The organism is Calothrix anomala FACHB-343, from assembly GCF_014696435.1.
Taxonomy (GTDB): domain Bacteria; phylum Cyanobacteriota; class Cyanobacteriia; order Cyanobacteriales; family Nostocaceae; genus Aulosira; species Aulosira anomala_A.
The window spans coordinates 105,895-120,725 of record NZ_JACJQG010000009.1; the positions used below are offsets into that span (position 1 = coordinate 105,895).

Consider the following 14,831-nt stretch of genomic DNA (forward strand, 5'->3'; position numbering starts at 1 on the left):
AAAGAGGGAACGATGGCGGCTAACGACACAATTGCAGATATGCTGACGCGCATCCGCAATGCCAATTTGGCGAGGCATCAAACTACACTAGTGCCTGCGACAAAAATCACCCGTAGTATTGCGAAAGTACTACGAGATGAAGGCTTTATTGCTGAATTTGAAGAATCAGGAGAAGGCGTAAAACGTAACTTGGTGATTTCCCTGAAATATAAGGGTAAAAATCGTCAACCACTAATTACTGCCCTCAAGCGCGTAAGTAAGCCTGGTTTGCGGGTTTATTCTAATCGCAAAGATTTACCCAGAGTACTCGGTGGTATCGGCATCGCCGTTATTTCAACATCCAGTGGAATCATGACCGACCGCGAAGCGCGGCGTCAGAACTTGGGTGGCGAAGTACTGTGCTATGTCTGGTAGTCATTAGTCATTAGTCATTTGTCATTAGTGAAAGACAAAGGACAAAGGACAAAGGACAAATAACAAAGGACAAAAAGTCATGTCTCGTATTGGTAAACGTCCAATTACTATTCCCGCCAAAGTGCAAGTGGCGATTGATGGCACAAAAGTTGTCGTCAAAGGGCCTAAAGGAGAACTTTCTCGTGATTTACCTACTCAAGTGATAGTCTCTCAAGAAGGCGAAACATTACTGGTGACCCGTCGGGATGATTCTCGTACCGCCAGACAAATGCATGGTTTGAGCCGTACCTTAGTAGCCAATATGGTTGAGGGCGTGTCTCAAGGTTTTCAACGCCGTTTAGAAATCCAAGGTGTTGGTTACCGGGCGCAAGTGCAGGGTCGTAACCTAGTTTTAAACATGGGTTACAGCCATCAGGTACAAATTGAACCACCCGAAGGCATTCAGTTTGCTGTGGAAGGTACAACTAACGTCATAGTCAGTGGCTATGACAAAGAAATCGTAGGCAACACAGCAGCGAAAATTCGTGCGGTTCGGAAACCAGAACCTTATAAAGGCAAGGGTATTCGCTACGCCGGTGAAGTGGTCAGACGGAAAGCTGGTAAGACTGGTAAGAGTGGTAAGAAGTAAACATGAAACTTACTCGTAGAGAATCAAAAACACGTCGCCATAGACGTATCCGTGGTAAAGTTCAAGGCTCTCCAGAACGTCCACGCCTAGCTGTGTTTCGCTCCAACGAGCATATTTACGCTCAAGTAATTGATGATACTCAGCATCATACTTTGGTTTCAGCTTCAACTGTAGAACCAGGGTTGAAATCGAGTTTAGCCTCAGGTGCTAACCGCGACGCATCAGTGCAAGTTGGCAAATTAATCGCAGCGCGATCGCTAGAAAAAGGCATCACCAAAGTCGTCTTCGATCGCGGTGGTAACCTTTACCACGGTCGCATCCAAGCACTAGCTGATGCCGCTCGTGAAGCTGGTTTAGATTTCTAAAGTCATTTGTCATCAGTCATTAGTCTTTTGTTCAAGAACAACTGACAACTGACAACTGACAACTGACCTTTCAGGTTCGTCAGTTGCTCATGGGGGAAACCCCCAAGACCGCACTGACTCACAACTGACAATTGACTAACAGAGAGCATTTAATTATGGCAACTGGTCGTCGTAAAGCAAACCGCGCAAAAAAAGAAGAAACCAACTGGCAAGAGCGAGTCATTCAAATCCGCCGGGTGAGTAAAGTCGTCAAAGGTGGTAAAAAACTCAGCTTCCGCGCGATCGTCGTCGTCGGTAACGAACGCGGTCAAGTTGGTGTTGGTGTAGGCAAAGCCTCAGATGTAATTGGCGCGGTGAAAAAAGGCGTAGCCGATGGTAAAAAACATCTCATTGACATCCCCATTACCAAATCTAATTCCATCCCCCATCCTATTGATGGTGTAGGTGGTGGAGCTAAGGTGATTATGCGCCCAGCCGCACCCGGTACTGGGGTAATTGCTGGTGGTGCTGTGCGGACTGTATTGGAATTAGCTGGAGTGCGTAACGTCCTAGCGAAACAACTCGGCTCCAACAATCCACTCAACAATGCCAGAGCCGCAGTCAACGCCTTATCTACCCTGCGTACCTTAAATGAAGTCGCTGAAGATCGGGGTGTTCCTATTGAAAATCTCTACATTGTTTAGTAGAGCCAATTTTTCCGAGTATTTGTGTAAAAAATTACTATTTACATCATGAGACTCAACGATGCCAAGCCTCAAAAAGGCTCAAAAAAACGCCGTAAGCGTGTAGGTAGAGGTATTTCTGCAGGACAAGGTGCCAGCGCTGGTTTAGGGATGCGGGGGCAAAAATCCCGTTCTGGTAGCGGTACCCGCCCAGGCTTTGAAGGTGGTCAGCAGCCATTGTACCGCCGCTTACCCAAGTTGAAAGGTTTTCCCCAAGTTAATCGGAAAATTTACACTACGATTAATGTAGATAAGCTAGCTTCTCTGCCTGCCAATACAGAAGTAACTTTGGAATCCTTAAGAGCAGCAGGTATCCTGACTGCGGCAAAAGGGCCATTGAAAATTTTGGGTAACGGGGAACTGAACGTTCCACTCACAGTTAAGGCAGCAGCTTTCACGGGCCAAGCTCGTAGCAAAATTGAGGCAGCTGGAGGCAGTTGCGAAGTGACAGAGTGAAGCCCAATAGCGCACTTAAAATGCTAGCCAACTCGCTTCCAGCGCCTGGTTCACGATAAAGGTAGCACTCTATGATCAGTCGAGACAAAGCCCCAACGGCTCAAGAAACTTTTATGCAGATGGCTCAAGCAGCTGGACTGAGAGGTAGGCTGCTTGTAACTGTCGGTATTTTAATTTTGGTTCGCCTGGGCATCTTTCTGCCTGTACCAGGTATTAATAGAGTTGAGTTTGCCAGACAACTCCAAAACAATAATGCCATATTCGGTTTATTGGATATATTTTCTGGGCGCGGATTTTCGACTTTGGGCGTTTTTGCTTTAGGGATTTTGCCCTTCATTAATGCGTCCATTATTATCCAATTACTCACGGCTGCCATCCCATCTTTAGAAAAGTTACAGAAAGATGAAGGTGAAGCGGGACGGCGGAAAATTTCGCAAATTACTCGCTACGTCACTGTAGGTTGGGCGATTATTCAAAGTACTGCTTTTTCAGCTTTTTTCCTCCAACAGTTTGCCTTACAACCAGGCCCCTTATTTGTAGCAGAAACGGCGATCGCTCTCACTGCTGGTTCCATGTTCGTTATGTGGGCTTCGGAACTAATTACCGAAAGAGGTCTTGGTAATGGAGCATCATTGTTGATTTTTGTCAACATTGTGGCATCCCTGCCAAAATCTTTGGGCGATACCATCGATTTGGTGCAAGTTGGCGGTCGGGAAATTGTTGGTCGGGTAATTGTGTTGGTGTTGGTCTTCCTAGCGACAATTGTTGGTATTGTATTTGTGCAGGAAGGCATTCGCCGCATCCCAATTATTTCCGCACGGCGTCAAGTAGGGCGGCGAGTTTTGGCTGAACAACGTAGCTACCTACCTCTACGGCTCAACTCTGGTGGCGTGATGCCAATTATTTTTGCCGCAGCTATCCTGAGTTTGCCACTATTAATTGCTAATTTCACGAAAAACCCGGATTTGGCGAGAATTGTTAACACTTACCTCAGTCCCGGTGGTTCTCAGCCTTGGGCTTATGCCTTGGTTTACTTAATTTCTATTGTTTTCTTCAGCTATTTCTATTCTTCGTTGATTGTCAACCCAGTAGATGTAGCCCAGAACTTGAAGAAGATGGGTTCAAGTATTCCGGGAATTCGCCCTGGTAAAGCTACTAGTGAGTACATCGAACGGGTAATTAATCGACTGACTTTTTTAGGTGCAATCTTTTTGGGCTTTGTGGCAATTATCCCTACAGCAGTGGAAAGTGCTTTAGGTGTACCAACCTTTAAGGGATTAGGAGCTACATCTTTATTGATCTTGGTTGGTGTGGCAATTGACACGGCGAAGCAAGTCCAAACCTACGTAATATCTCAGCGCTATGAAGGAATGGTGAAACAATAGTGACGCGATTAATCTTCTTGGGGCCACCTGGAGCTGGTAAAGGAACACAATCTCAAAAATTGGCTCTTCACTTGCAGATTCCCCATATTTCTACGGGTGATATTTTAAGACAAGCAATGAAAGACCAAACTCCTTTGGGAGTTAAAGCTCAAAGTTATGTTGATAGCGGCGAGTTAGTTCCCGACCAGCTAGTACAGGACTTGGTACAGGAGCGGCTAGAGCAACCTGATGCTCAATCAGGTTGGATTCTCGATGGCTTTCCTCGGAAAGTAACACAGGCAGCTTTTTTAGGAGAACTGCTGGAAACAACTCATCAAGGTGGCGAAAAGGTAGTTAACCTTGATGTCCCCGATGATGTGGTAGTTGCTAGGTTACTTGCCAGAGGGAGAAAGGATGATAGCGAAGATGTTATTCGCCGTCGTCTAGAAGTTTATCGCTCGGAAACTGCACCTTTGATTGATTATTATGGCGATCGCCAAAAGCTACTCACTATTAATGGTAATCAATCCCCAGAAGAAGTCACAAGCGCGCTGCAAAAGGTAATCGAGTCTTAAGCAAGCAGATATATCAGGGGTAGGCGGGAGAAATCCCTAGATGAAATTTCTCCCATATCCCCAATTTAGTGCCCAGATAAAATTCTTGGCTGTCTGGCTGTGTAGGGCAGATAGCAACTTTAGCTAAGATATATTAAGAAACTGTTGATATATTTCGTAAAGTATGTTCTCTTGCAAATGAAGCTCAAGCAATAGAACAGGAGAATGTTGAGTTGAGGAAAAAACAAGTTGTCTAAACAAGATTTGATTGAAATGGAAGGGACAGTCACCGAGTCATTACCCAATGCGATGTTTCGCGTTGACTTGGATAATGGCTTTAATGTCCTGGCACACATTTCCGGCAAAATCCGCCGGAATTATATCAAAATTTTACCTGGCGATCGCGTCAAAGTGGAGTTAACTCCCTACGACCTGACAAAAGGTAGAATCACCTATCGACTGCGCAAGAAGTAAGGTTATGTAGAGAATATTACCATATAATCCCTTTGTTGGGTGTTCCCTAGTCATTTAACTGACTAATTTCTGTAAAAATGCTATAATTCACTATTTGGAGTTAATTACAAAAGGCATGAAAGTCCGAGCCTCAGTCAAAAAGATTTGCGAAAAGTGTAACGTGATCAAACGCCGTGGTCGCGTTATGGTGATTTGTGTTAACCCCAAGCATAAGCAACGTCAAGGCTAGTGTTCTGATAATCAATCAGAACTAAATGCGACACAAAAACGCCAGACAAAGCCCAAAATGCGCTTAACCGCATTTTTATCACAGCAATAGCCAGAACAAGAGGGAGAAATTCATTGTGGCACGTATTGCCGGAGTAGACCTGCCACGCGACAAGCGTGTCGAGATTGGTCTCACCTATATCTACGGAATTGGTTTATCTCGGTCGCAAGAAATTTTAGCGACTACAGGTGTTAACCCAGACACCCGCGTTAAAGAACTCAGTGATGCTGATATTGCTGCCCTAAGAGCCGAAATCGAAAGCAACTATCAAGTTGAAGGTGACTTGCGCCGATGGGAAGCGATGAACATCAAGCGCCTGATTGATATTGGTACTTACAGAGGTCGGCGTCATCGGATGGGCTTACCAGTAAGAGGACAAAGAACTCGCACCAATGCCAGAACCCGTCGCGGTAGAAGGCAGACAGTGGCAGGTAAGAAGAAAGCACCAGGCAAATAAATAATATGTTCATGCTTGCTCATCCGAGCAAGGTTTACCTTACATTCACTACACAAATATGGCGCGACAACCAACCAAAAAAACCGGAAGCAAGAAGCAAAAGCGCAACGTACCCAACGGTATGGCTTACATCCAGTCTACTTTCAACAATAGCATTGTCACCATTACCGATCAAAACGGCGATGTGATTTCATGGGCAAGTGCTGGTTCTAGCGGTTTTAAAGGCGCAAAAAAGGGAACTCCCTTTGCTGCGCAAACTGCTGCTGAAAGTGCTGCACGTCGAGCCATTGACCAAGGAATGCGGCAAATTGAGGTCATGGTAAGTGGCCCCGGCGCAGGTAGAGAAACTGCGATCCGCGCACTCCAAGGTGCAGGATTGGAAATTACCTTGATTCGGGATATCACTCCGATTCCTCATAACGGTTGCCGTCCGCCCAAGCGCCGCCGAGTTTAACACCAACCTTGAGGGCGGTGAAAGCAAGAAGTTCGAGCACGGAAAAGTCACCTGTAATGCCTGCTTGAACCAAGGAAAAGCAAACTGCTGTGGCAAAATTGTGGCTTTGGACTTCAGACGGCTTGGGTAACCTAAAAACGAGCAAATCCTAGCAACAGGAAGCTGGAAATTTTTCGGAATACCCAAAAATTAAATATTATCGCCCAAAAGCTGAATTAGGGGTGCAATTAAAGACATTTGCAGTTGGCAGATTGACATACCTAGAGTAAGCTTCAGGGCAAGAACTAAATTCGGGAGGCAAGCGATTTGCCTACTAGCAGCACCTTAAACAGAGGGAGGCAACTCCGTGGCGCAGTTTCAAATTGAATGTGTAGAGTCTACAACTGAGGAAAGTCGAAGCCATTACAGTAAATTTGTCTTGGAACCTCTAGAACGCGGTCAAGGAACGACAGTAGGTAACGCCTTAAGGCGGGTTTTACTGTCCAATCTAGAGGGGACAGCAGTTACAGCAGTAAGGATTGCAGGTGTTTCACACGAGTTCGCCACAGTTCCGGGTGTGCGGGAAGATGTGCTGGAAATCCTCATGAAAATGAAGGAAGTCATTCTCAAAAGTTATTCCTCTCAACCGCAAATAGGGCGGTTACTCGTTAATGGCCCTGCAACCGTTACGGCGGCACATTTTGATTTGCCAAGTGAAGTAGAAATCATCGATCCCACCCAATATGTAGCCACCTTAGCTGAAGGCGGCAAACTAGAAATGGAATTTCGGATCGAGAGAGGTAAAGGTTATCGCACCGTAGAACGAGGACGGGAAGAAGCCACATCTTTGGACTTCTTGCAAATCGACTCGGTGTTTATGCCAGTGCGAAAAGTTAACTATAGTGTCGAAGATGCCCGTGGGGACGGCTCGATCGCTAAAGACCGATTGCTATTAGAAGTTTGGACTAATGGTAGTATCTCTCCCCAAGAAGCACTATCATCGGCTGCGGGCATTCTGGTAGATTTATTCAACCCACTAAAAGATATATCACTAGAACCCACCGATACAGGTTCAGATATTCCCGACGATCCTACCGCCCAAATTCCCATCGAAGAATTACAGCTTTCTGTCAGGGCATACAACTGTCTCAAGCGCGCACAAGTTAACTCTGTAGCCGACTTGCTGGATTATACCCAAGAAGACCTGTTAGAAATTAAAAACTTTGGTCAGAAGTCAGCCGAAGAAGTAGTTGAAGCTTTACAGCGACGCTTAGGCATTACCCTACCCCAGGAAAGAAGCTCTAAACACAGCTAAAATCAAAACCGTTAGTACGTTAGTAATTGATATTGCATTATTATGCGTCACCGTTGTCGGGTCAAGAAACTTGGTAAACCAGCAGATCAGCGTCGTGCTTTGTTACGGGCGCTGACTACTGAACTAGTCCGTCATGGACGAATTACCACTACTTTAGTTAGAGCTAAAGTAGTACGCGCGGAAGTAGATAAAATGATTACCTTAGCTAAAGATGGCTCCTTAGCAGCACGTCGCCAAGCTTTGGGCTACATCTACGATAAATCACTAGTTCATGCTCTATTTGAGCAAGCTTCCACTCGCTATGCAAATCGTCAAGGCGGTTACACCCGCATCCTGCATACAGTACCTCGTCGGGGTGATAATGCTGAGATGGCGATTATTGAACTAGTTTAAGTCATTGGTCATTAGTCATTGGTCATTTGCAACTGACAACTGACAATTGACAAAACAAATCTGTATGATAGAAAGCCACCAGCCAAGAGAAACTCATCGAGTAGCCCTAGTAATTCAATACTTGGGCACTCATTTTCATGGCTGGCAACGGCAAAAGCAACAGCGTACAGTTCAAGAAGAGATAGAAACAGCGATCGCGAAAATTCTTGGGTATCATGTAACACTACATGGTGCAGGCAGAACCGATGCGGGAGTTCACGCCGCCGCCCAAGTTGCCCATTTTGAAGCTACGGGTTTAATTCCACCTCACAAGTGGGCAGATGTTCTTAATAGCTATTTGCCCAATGATATATTAATCAGGGCTTCAGCAGGTGTCGGTAACCGTTGGCACGCTCGTTTTAGTGCAGCCTATCGGCGGTATCGCTACACGATATACACTGAAGATCAGCCGAACTTGTTTGTGCGACCCTTCAGTTGGCATTATTATTATGCACCCCTAGATGAAACCTTAATCAAAGCTGCCCTGAAACCCCTGCTGGGAAAGCATCATCTAGCTGCTTTTCATCGTGCAGGCTCAAAGCGATCGCATTCTTGGGTAGAAGTACAAGCAGCAGAATGTCATCGTAACGGGCCATTAATTCATATTGAAATCCAGGCAGATGGATTTTTGTATGGCATGGTTCGGCTTTTAGTAGGGATGCTGGTACAAGTAGGTACTGGACAGCGCACCCTAGCTAACTTTACTGAATTGTGGAAAGCTGAACGACGAGAAGAAGTGAAATATGCCGCACCTCCCCAAGGTTTGTGCTTGTTGCGAGTCGGCTATCCAGATTTCCCTTTTTCCCCAAATGTTTGGTATGACAATCTGCCAAAATTTGTTTTTAGTCAAGAGTCAATGGTCAAAAGTCAATAGTCAATAGGCAATAGTCCCATGACAACTGACAACTGACAACTGACAACTGACAACCAAAAATGACAAGGGACAAATTACAAATGACTAAAACATACCTTCCTTCTCAAGATTCTCTTGAGCGTGAGTGGTACGTAGTAGATGCTACAGACCAACGCCTCGGCCGCCTCGCTAGTGAAATCGCTATGGTTTTGAGAGGCAAAAAGAAAGCTGAATATACTCCCCACCTAGATACAGGTGATTTTGTCATCGTGATCAATGCCGATAAAGTAGCAGTTACAGGTAAAAAACGTACCCAAAAACTCTACCGTCGTCATTCTGGTCGTCCTGGCGGGATGAAGACAGAAACCTTCGCCAAGCTGCAACAGCGTTTGCCAGAAAGAATTGTCGAACATGCTGTGAAAGGGATGTTACCTAAAAACAGCCTGGGTAAGCAGTTGTTCACCAAGCTGAAAGTTTATGCTGGCCCAACTCACCCCCATGCAGCACAACAACCCAAAGAACTCAAAGTTAATACAATTCCTGGAGCAGAAAGTTAATGGTAGCAGTAGCAGAAACTACTAGCGGTCGTGCCGTATACTGGGGTACTGGCCGTCGTAAGTCCGCAGTAGCAAGAGTTCGCCTCGTTCCTGGTAGCGGTCAACTGATTGTTAACGGTAAAGATGGTAACTTGTACTTCCAGTTCAACGCCAACTACTTGGGTGTCATCAAAGGCCCTCTAGAAACCTTGGGACTAGAGAGTGAATATGACATCTTGGTGAAAGCTGAAGGTGGTGGTTTGACCGGACAAGCTGATTCTATTCGTTTGGGTGTAGCTCGTGCTTTATGCCAACTAGATCCAGATAACCGTTCACCTTTAAAAACAGAAGGTTACCTAACCCGCGATCCTAGAGCTAAAGAACGGAAGAAATACGGTTTACACAAAGCTCGCAAAGCACCTCAGTACTCAAAACGTTAGGGCATGGGGCATTGGGCATTGGGCATTGGGCATTGGGCATTGGGCATTGGGCATTTTTAATTATCTAGCCCCTAGCCCCTAGTCTCTAGTCCCTGCCATCATCTGAAAGTTATAATTGATATAGATTCACCACAAAAGGAACAATGGCTAAATCTGATATTCATCCCAAGTGGTATCCAGAAGCAAAAGTTTACTGCAACGGTCAAGTAGTGATGACTGTTGGCTCTACTAAGCCAGAACTGCACGTAGATGTTTGGTCTGGAAACCATCCTTTTTACACCGGCACTCAGAAGATTATTGATACTGAGGGTCGAGTAGAACGCTTCTTGCGTAAGTACGGTATGAGCAGCACTCAAAGCGCTGGCGACTCAAACAAAAAGTAGCGGGTTGGCTCTGCGGTTAACGACGACCCTGCAATCAGCTGGGTCGATTGTCATTTAATGCTTGAGCCAATTTGTTATTTTAAGGAGCGATCGCACTCATCATGGCTGAATCATACCTGCTGGACAAACTAAAATCTGTTGAACAAACTTTTAATGAATTAACTCGTCGTCTTGGTGACCCCGATACCGCGAGAAATCCTGACGAGTTTCAACAAATTGCTAAATCTCGTTCTTCTTTGGAAGAGGTAGTTAATACCTATGAAACTTGGAAAGTAGCTCAAGAAGATTTGATCGGAGCGCGTCAGGTTTACAAAGAATCGGCGAGCGATCCGGAGTTGCAAGAAATGGCAGCGCTGGAAGTAGACGAACTAGAACAAAAAATAGAATATTTAGAGAACCGCTTAAAAATATTATTGCTACCCCGCGATCCCAACGATGATAAAAACATCATGTTGGAAATTCGTGCTGGTACTGGCGGCGATGAAGCGAGTATTTGGGCTGGCGATTTACTGCGGATGTACTCTCGCTACGCTGACAGCCAAGGTTGGAGAGTGAAACTAGTGAGCGAGTCACTAGGGGAAATGGGCGGTTTTAAAGAAGTAATCCTGGAAATTCAGGGTGAGAGTGTTTACAGTAAGCTGAAGTTTGAAGCCGGAGTCCATCGGGTGCAGCGCGTACCAGCAACAGAAGCAGGCGGAAGGGTTCACACTTCTACAGCCACAGTCGCTATCATGCCAGAAGTGGATGATGTGGAAATCCACATTGACCCTAAGGATATTGAAATGACTACGGCTCGTTCTGGTGGCGCTGGTGGACAAAACGTCAACAAGGTGGAAACTGCTGTTGACTTGATGCACAAACCTACCGGAATTCGGATTTTCTGTACAGAAGAACGCAGCCAGTTGCAAAACAAAGAACGGGCGATGCAAATTTTGCGGGCGAAACTGTATGAAATGAAGTTACGGGAACAACAAGAAGCTGTAACTTCGATGCGGCGATCGCAAGTTGGTACAGGATCGCGATCGGAAAAAATTCGCACCTACAATTATAAAGACAACCGCGTTACCGATCACCGTCTGGGACAAAACTATTCTCTTAACCCTGTATTGGAAGGCGATTTAGAATCAGTTATACAATCTTGTATCTCTCAAGACCAGCAGGAACGTTTGGCAGAGTTAGCGGCTTCTGGTGCTACAAGCTAATTGTTCGTTTGATAATTTATCTTCAACCGCTTGTTGTGATGTTATTTTTAACACCGATAAGCGGTTTTCTAATGCAGTAGAAATTGCCTCTACCATTTCCTGAAAATATTGATAGTAAAGAAATTCATGCTTCAGAATATGATTTAATATTTTCCAATCACTCAGTGTTTGGCAGGTATCAATTAATTTTTCTACTTCCTGTTGCCAACGCTGAAAAATTCTGTAGCTGAAAAAGCTGCTGCAAATATTACCTTTTTCATCCCAATAGGAAATACAAACTTGATGCTTCAGGGAATGGATTTTCTTGATTTGCTTCACCTTGTAGCCTTTAGCGTTTAAAGCTGCTTTCGCCTCAGGATGAGAAATAAACCATTGTTCTGGTTTAATTTTATTAGACCTAATCAGGCTGTGACCTTTACGGCGATAGGAGTTAATTTTGCGCGGACTACACAACATAATGCACCTTTTAAGCAAGTAACAGTCATGGCACAAATTTACTATTGGCGTTATCTCAATATTTAAAGGAAAATTGTTATATTAAAACTTAAACTTTAATATACTATTGACAACTATCAATGTCAATTGAAAATTAAAATTGTAAAGATTGCTGATTAAACTTGTAAATAACGCAGTTGAATAGCTAAACAAGCAGTGAACATTGAAAGCAGAGAAAAACTGATTGAAATTATCAAATTAGCTCGTGGTTCCATGAGTCAGCGAGCATTTGGCAAGCTTTTGGGAGTTTCGGCTACTGCTGTTCAATTGTGGGAAAAGGGTGTAAACGTTCCAGATACAGAGTATTTAGCGAAAATAGCAGCTAGAGCAGGCTATACATTAGAAGAATTACTCGGTTGCTTAGATGGCAAACCAATACCAGAAACTTCAGATTTAAGTTTGATTTTGAGACAAATCAAGCACATGCCTCTTAACCAAGTGGCGCAAATTGTTCAGGCGGCGGCTGATAGACTGGCTGCTGTAGCCCAAGCGTCTGAAGATGAAGCCAAAGCTAGTTGAACCAATCCATAACATGATTTTGCGCGGCTTACGCAACATGATGCACCTTTTTCCCCTAATTTGACCAAAGAGGCGGAGGGGCAGGGGGCAGGGAGCAGGGGGAGCAGTCCCCTGTCCTGGAGCCGTGGAGCGGAGCGGAACACGGGTATGAAGCCCCGCCCTTGTTTGTTCGCTCTTACTGGGGCGGAGTCTGAGCTTCTGTTCCAAGTCTTCCCCCTTGCCCCCTGCTCCCCTGCTTCTTGTGACAGCTTGCAGTCTGTAACGAATTTCCGCGATAAAATGGATGAGTATCGTTAATTTAGACAATTTTATATTTAAACTTGTAATTGTAAAGCCTAGATTTAATTTACCGTTGGCAAGTAAACTTGTAAATGCCTAAATGCCTAAATTAAATATTTATTTATCGCTGAGAATAAACTAGTCAATTCAGGGGAAAAATACTACAGCAGTGGATTTAGAAGCTAGAAAGAAACTGATTGAAGTCGTGAAAATGGCTCGTGGCTCGATGAGTCAAAGAGCTTTTGGTAAACTTCTGGGCGTTTCGGCTACTGCGGTGCAATTGTGGGAAAAAGGCGAGTCGATTCCAGATACACAAAATTTAGCCAACATTGCAGCGAGAGCAGGCTATACGATGGAGGAATTGCTGAACTACCTTGGTCTTAAGCCAGTGTCAGAATCCTCTGATGTAAATCAGATTGTCAAGTACATCAAATCTATGCCGTTAAGCGAAGTCGCCATTATTGGCAGAGTAGTAATGGATAGATTAGCAGCAGCTGCGGAAGCTTCGGTAGATGAAGTTAAAGCAAGTTAAATAGTTAGTTGAATGTTTGTGAGCGATCGCGCTTCTGTTTACAAGTAAACTTGTAATTTTATTGACATGAATATACGAAAATATTAAATTTTATTACAAATAAATAATAATAAATACAAATTTTATCAAAGTCTTGCTTTTTATTTGTTGTGCATAAGATAGCACTGGTGGAGAGAAAAGTAAGCCAGCATTGGGTGTGGAAACCTCTGGAATTAATTGAGATAATGTGAAAAAATTTTATTTTTTTGAGGTGTATTTATGTCACTACCTAATGAACCTTCAGCTTGGCAAGTAGAATCAAGCGATGCTTTTGTACCAGTTTATTATAAAGGTGATTTAGCTGGGTTTTTCAAAAAAGAATATGCTCATGACATTATTAAGTTTTTAAATGAGGAAGAAGTTTTAAAAAAAGCACTGAAATTGGCTTGTATTGATTTAGTTAAAGAAACTAATGGTGATAGCAAAGAAGTAAGCAATTTGATCAAAAAATATATCAAAATGAGTAGGCGTCCCAAGTACGGAACGAGAGCGATCGCGCTTTTATTAGCTGAAAGACAAAAGGCGCTTGATTTGAGTAGTCAGGAGTTTGCTAAATTCTGCGATACATTTAAACTTTCACCAGATGCACTCAATAATATTTATGCTGGCGAAGCTATTGAAGATAATTTATTAGCACCGCTTTCTAGGATACTAGGTATAACAAAAGAACAGTTACTAGAAGTGCGGGATGGTTCAAAAGAATAAGGGACTTACAACTAAAAAAATATACTAACACTTTTTAGGCAGAGGGGCAGGGGGCAGGGAGCAGGGGGAAAAATAAAAATATTTTCTCTCAGAACTTCTACATATCATATTGGTAGAATCTTGTGAAAACTGACATTATATTTTATCGGCTATTTCTTGAAATACCGAGTATTTTCTTTGAACTGATTAGCAATCATCCTGAGGAAGCCAACAATTATCAGTTTGCATCCGTTGAAATTAAACAAACTTCATTTCGGATTGATGGTGTATTTTTACCTGTAGAAACCATTGATAAACCGATTTACTTCGTTGAAGTGCAATTTCAACAAGATGACGAAATTTACTCAAGACTGATAGCAGAAATATGTTTATACCTGCGTCAGAACAAACCCCAAAATGATTGGAATGCTGTAGTTTTATATCCGAACAGGAATGTAGATACAGGAGATATAAAACACTATCGGGAATTTTTTGATAGTCAAAGAGTAAGAAGAATTTATCTCGATGAATTAGGTGATAATGCAACATTACCAATTGGCATAGCTACTGTTAAATTAGTAATTGAAGACAAAGATATAGCTATTAACCAAGCAAGGGAGTTGATCGCCAGAACTAGACAAGAGACAAACTCTCAATTACAGCAACAATTATTACAATTAATAGAGACTATTTTGGTTTATAAATTCCCCAATATGAGTCGGGAGGAAATTGAAGCAATGTTTAGCTTGAGCGAGTTAAAACAAACTAGATTTTATCAGGAAGCTTTTCAGGAAGGGAAGGAAGAAGGCATAGCACAAGGTGAGCGGACTGGTAAGTTAAAAGCAATAATACCAATGTTGTCTGCTGGGTTGACTGTAGAGCAAATAGCTCAAGCTTTGGAATTGAGTGTAGAGGAAGTTAGCCAGATAGTACAGCAACAGGCTTCTAATTCCACAAGCAGCGAAGCATAGCAGCAGAATTTGAATA

The 14,831-nt window shown here is 43.6% G+C and carries 23 protein-coding genes; 22 read left to right on the forward strand and 1 reads right to left on the reverse strand.

Annotated features, from left to right (window positions below; all coding sequences use genetic code 11):
• Positions 1 to 12: 12 nt before the first annotated feature.
• The 18 genes from rpsH (at position 13) to prfA (ending at position 11,296) form a co-directional block, all read left to right on the forward strand.
• Positions 13 to 414 carry a 30S ribosomal protein S8 gene (rpsH, locus tag H6G08_RS06955; protein WP_096643307.1) on the forward strand — a complete coding sequence of 134 codons (402 nt, stop codon included), beginning with the start codon at positions 13 to 15 and terminating at the stop codon, positions 412 to 414.
• A gap of 79 nt (positions 415 to 493) precedes the next feature.
• Positions 494 to 1,042 carry a 50S ribosomal protein L6 gene (rplF, locus tag H6G08_RS06960; RefSeq protein WP_096643308.1) on the forward strand — a complete coding sequence of 183 codons (549 nt, stop codon included), beginning with the start codon at positions 494 to 496 and terminating at the stop codon, positions 1,040 to 1,042.
• Between the two features lie 2 nt (positions 1,043 to 1,044).
• On the forward strand, positions 1,045 to 1,407 hold the full coding sequence (gene rplR, locus H6G08_RS06965; protein ID WP_190539936.1) for a 50S ribosomal protein L18: 363 nt from the start codon (positions 1,045 to 1,047) through the stop codon (positions 1,405 to 1,407).
• Positions 1,408 to 1,562: 155 nt separating this feature from the next.
• Positions 1,563 to 2,090, forward strand: coding sequence for a 30S ribosomal protein S5 (gene rpsE / locus H6G08_RS06970; RefSeq protein WP_096643310.1), 528 nt, complete (start codon positions 1,563 to 1,565; stop codon positions 2,088 to 2,090).
• A 48-nt stretch (positions 2,091 to 2,138) separates the two neighbouring features.
• A complete protein-coding gene (gene rplO, locus H6G08_RS06975; protein ID WP_096643311.1) occupies positions 2,139 to 2,585 on the forward strand; it encodes a 50S ribosomal protein L15 in 447 nt (148 codons plus the stop codon).
• A 71-nt stretch (positions 2,586 to 2,656) separates the two neighbouring features.
• Complete coding sequence (gene secY, locus H6G08_RS06980) at positions 2,657 to 3,970, forward strand: preprotein translocase subunit SecY (RefSeq protein ID WP_190539938.1); 1,314 nt, start codon at positions 2,657 to 2,659, stop codon at positions 3,968 to 3,970.
• Positions 3,970 to 4,524: an adenylate kinase gene (locus tag H6G08_RS06985; RefSeq protein ID WP_190539940.1), complete on the forward strand. Its 555-nt coding sequence runs from the start codon at positions 3,970 to 3,972 to the stop codon at positions 4,522 to 4,524. Before secY ends, H6G08_RS06985 begins: the two co-directional genes overlap by 1 nt.
• Before the next feature lie 228 nt (positions 4,525 to 4,752).
• Entirely contained in the window at positions 4,753 to 4,977 is a 225-nt protein-coding gene (gene infA / locus H6G08_RS06990; protein WP_006276978.1) for a translation initiation factor IF-1, read from the forward strand.
• A 115-nt stretch (positions 4,978 to 5,092) separates the two neighbouring features.
• The gene (gene rpmJ, locus H6G08_RS06995) at positions 5,093 to 5,206 is read left to right on the forward strand and encodes a 50S ribosomal protein L36 (protein WP_015129703.1); all 114 of its coding nucleotides are present in this window, start codon (positions 5,093 to 5,095) and stop codon (positions 5,204 to 5,206) included.
• A 115-nt stretch (positions 5,207 to 5,321) separates the two neighbouring features.
• A complete protein-coding gene (rpsM, locus tag H6G08_RS07000) occupies positions 5,322 to 5,702 on the forward strand; it encodes a 30S ribosomal protein S13 (RefSeq protein WP_096643314.1) in 381 nt (126 codons plus the stop codon).
• 58 nt (positions 5,703 to 5,760) lie between these two features.
• Positions 5,761 to 6,156, forward strand: a complete 396-nt coding sequence (rpsK, locus tag H6G08_RS07005; protein WP_096558115.1) for a 30S ribosomal protein S11 — start codon at positions 5,761 to 5,763, stop codon at positions 6,154 to 6,156.
• Between the two features lie 346 nt (positions 6,157 to 6,502).
• Complete coding sequence (locus tag H6G08_RS07010) at positions 6,503 to 7,450, forward strand: DNA-directed RNA polymerase subunit alpha (protein ID WP_096643315.1); 948 nt, start codon at positions 6,503 to 6,505, stop codon at positions 7,448 to 7,450.
• Between the two features lie 42 nt (positions 7,451 to 7,492).
• Positions 7,493 to 7,843: a 50S ribosomal protein L17 gene (rplQ, locus tag H6G08_RS07015; RefSeq protein WP_096643316.1), complete on the forward strand. Its 351-nt coding sequence runs from the start codon at positions 7,493 to 7,495 to the stop codon at positions 7,841 to 7,843.
• Between the two features lie 64 nt (positions 7,844 to 7,907).
• Entirely contained in the window at positions 7,908 to 8,756 is an 849-nt protein-coding gene (truA, locus tag H6G08_RS07020) for a tRNA pseudouridine(38-40) synthase TruA (protein WP_190539941.1), read from the forward strand.
• Between the two features lie 80 nt (positions 8,757 to 8,836).
• Positions 8,837 to 9,292 (forward strand): 50S ribosomal protein L13, encoded by a 456-nt coding sequence (gene rplM / locus H6G08_RS07025; protein WP_096647671.1) that lies wholly within the window; start codon positions 8,837 to 8,839, stop codon positions 9,290 to 9,292.
• Positions 9,292 to 9,711: a 30S ribosomal protein S9 gene (gene rpsI, locus H6G08_RS07030; protein WP_190539943.1), complete on the forward strand. Its 420-nt coding sequence runs from the start codon at positions 9,292 to 9,294 to the stop codon at positions 9,709 to 9,711. Before rplM ends, rpsI begins: the two co-directional genes overlap by 1 nt.
• A 143-nt stretch (positions 9,712 to 9,854) precedes the next feature.
• Complete coding sequence (rpmE, locus tag H6G08_RS07035; protein WP_190539946.1) at positions 9,855 to 10,094, forward strand: 50S ribosomal protein L31; 240 nt, start codon at positions 9,855 to 9,857, stop codon at positions 10,092 to 10,094.
• 101 nt (positions 10,095 to 10,195) lie between these two features.
• The gene (gene prfA, locus H6G08_RS07040) at positions 10,196 to 11,296 is read left to right on the forward strand and encodes a peptide chain release factor 1 (RefSeq protein ID WP_190539948.1); all 1,101 of its coding nucleotides are present in this window, start codon (positions 10,196 to 10,198) and stop codon (positions 11,294 to 11,296) included.
• Here the strand turns inward: prfA and H6G08_RS07045 are convergent.
• Entirely contained in the window at positions 11,270 to 11,752 is a 483-nt protein-coding gene (locus H6G08_RS07045; protein ID WP_190539950.1) for a hypothetical protein, read from the reverse strand. The two genes, prfA and H6G08_RS07045, sit on opposite strands and share 27 nt — an antisense overlap.
• 195 nt (positions 11,753 to 11,947) lie before the next feature.
• Here H6G08_RS07045 and H6G08_RS07050 point away from each other — a divergent pair, with 195 nt between their 5' ends.
• The 4 genes from H6G08_RS07050 to H6G08_RS07065 all read left to right on the forward strand — a co-directional run bounded on the left by H6G08_RS07050 (position 11,948) and on the right by H6G08_RS07065 (position 14,815).
• On the forward strand, positions 11,948 to 12,310 hold the full coding sequence (locus tag H6G08_RS07050) for a helix-turn-helix domain-containing protein (RefSeq protein WP_096643322.1): 363 nt from the start codon (positions 11,948 to 11,950) through the stop codon (positions 12,308 to 12,310).
• A 448-nt stretch (positions 12,311 to 12,758) separates the two neighbouring features.
• Positions 12,759 to 13,121, forward strand: a complete 363-nt coding sequence (locus H6G08_RS07055) for a helix-turn-helix domain-containing protein (RefSeq protein ID WP_190539952.1) — start codon at positions 12,759 to 12,761, stop codon at positions 13,119 to 13,121.
• A gap of 258 nt (positions 13,122 to 13,379) precedes the next feature.
• Positions 13,380 to 13,865 (forward strand): hypothetical protein, encoded by a 486-nt coding sequence (locus tag H6G08_RS07060; RefSeq protein WP_190539954.1) that lies wholly within the window; start codon positions 13,380 to 13,382, stop codon positions 13,863 to 13,865.
• Positions 13,866 to 13,987: 122 nt separating this feature from the next.
• Positions 13,988 to 14,815, forward strand: a complete 828-nt coding sequence (locus H6G08_RS07065) for an Rpn family recombination-promoting nuclease/putative transposase (RefSeq protein ID WP_190539956.1) — start codon at positions 13,988 to 13,990, stop codon at positions 14,813 to 14,815.
• The last annotated feature ends 16 nt before the right edge of the window (positions 14,816 to 14,831 follow it).

Bases quoted from the DNA above. Each gene is read 5' to 3' on its own strand.
- prfA (WP_190539948.1), top strand. From the start codon at position 10,196: ATGGCTGAATCATACCTGCTGGACAAACTAAAATCTGTTGAACAAACT.
- rpsH (WP_096643307.1), top strand. From the start codon at position 13: ATGGCGGCTAACGACACAATTGCAGATATGCTGACGCGCATCCGCAAT.
- rplQ (WP_096643316.1), top strand. From the start codon at position 7,493: ATGCGTCACCGTTGTCGGGTCAAGAAACTTGGTAAACCAGCAGATCAG.
- truA (WP_190539941.1), top strand. From the start codon at position 7,908: ATGATAGAAAGCCACCAGCCAAGAGAAACTCATCGAGTAGCCCTAGTA.
- rplO (WP_096643311.1), top strand. From the start codon at position 2,139: ATGAGACTCAACGATGCCAAGCCTCAAAAAGGCTCAAAAAAACGCCGT.
- secY (WP_190539938.1), top strand. From the start codon at position 2,657: ATGATCAGTCGAGACAAAGCCCCAACGGCTCAAGAAACTTTTATGCAG.
- H6G08_RS07060 (WP_190539954.1), top strand. From the start codon at position 13,380: ATGTCACTACCTAATGAACCTTCAGCTTGGCAAGTAGAATCAAGCGAT.
- rpmJ (WP_015129703.1), top strand. From the start codon at position 5,093: ATGAAAGTCCGAGCCTCAGTCAAAAAGATTTGCGAAAAGTGTAACGTG.
- rplR (WP_190539936.1), top strand. From the start codon at position 1,045: ATGAAACTTACTCGTAGAGAATCAAAAACACGTCGCCATAGACGTATC.
- rplF (WP_096643308.1), top strand. From the start codon at position 494: ATGTCTCGTATTGGTAAACGTCCAATTACTATTCCCGCCAAAGTGCAA.
- rplM (WP_096647671.1), top strand. From the start codon at position 8,837: ATGACTAAAACATACCTTCCTTCTCAAGATTCTCTTGAGCGTGAGTGG.
- rpsE (WP_096643310.1), top strand. From the start codon at position 1,563: ATGGCAACTGGTCGTCGTAAAGCAAACCGCGCAAAAAAAGAAGAAACC.
- H6G08_RS07045 (WP_190539950.1), bottom strand. From the start codon at position 11,752: ATGTTGTGTAGTCCGCGCAAAATTAACTCCTATCGCCGTAAAGGTCAC.
- rpsI (WP_190539943.1), top strand. From the start codon at position 9,292: ATGGTAGCAGTAGCAGAAACTACTAGCGGTCGTGCCGTATACTGGGGT.
- rpsK (WP_096558115.1), top strand. From the start codon at position 5,761: ATGGCGCGACAACCAACCAAAAAAACCGGAAGCAAGAAGCAAAAGCGC.
- rpmE (WP_190539946.1), top strand. From the start codon at position 9,855: ATGGCTAAATCTGATATTCATCCCAAGTGGTATCCAGAAGCAAAAGTT.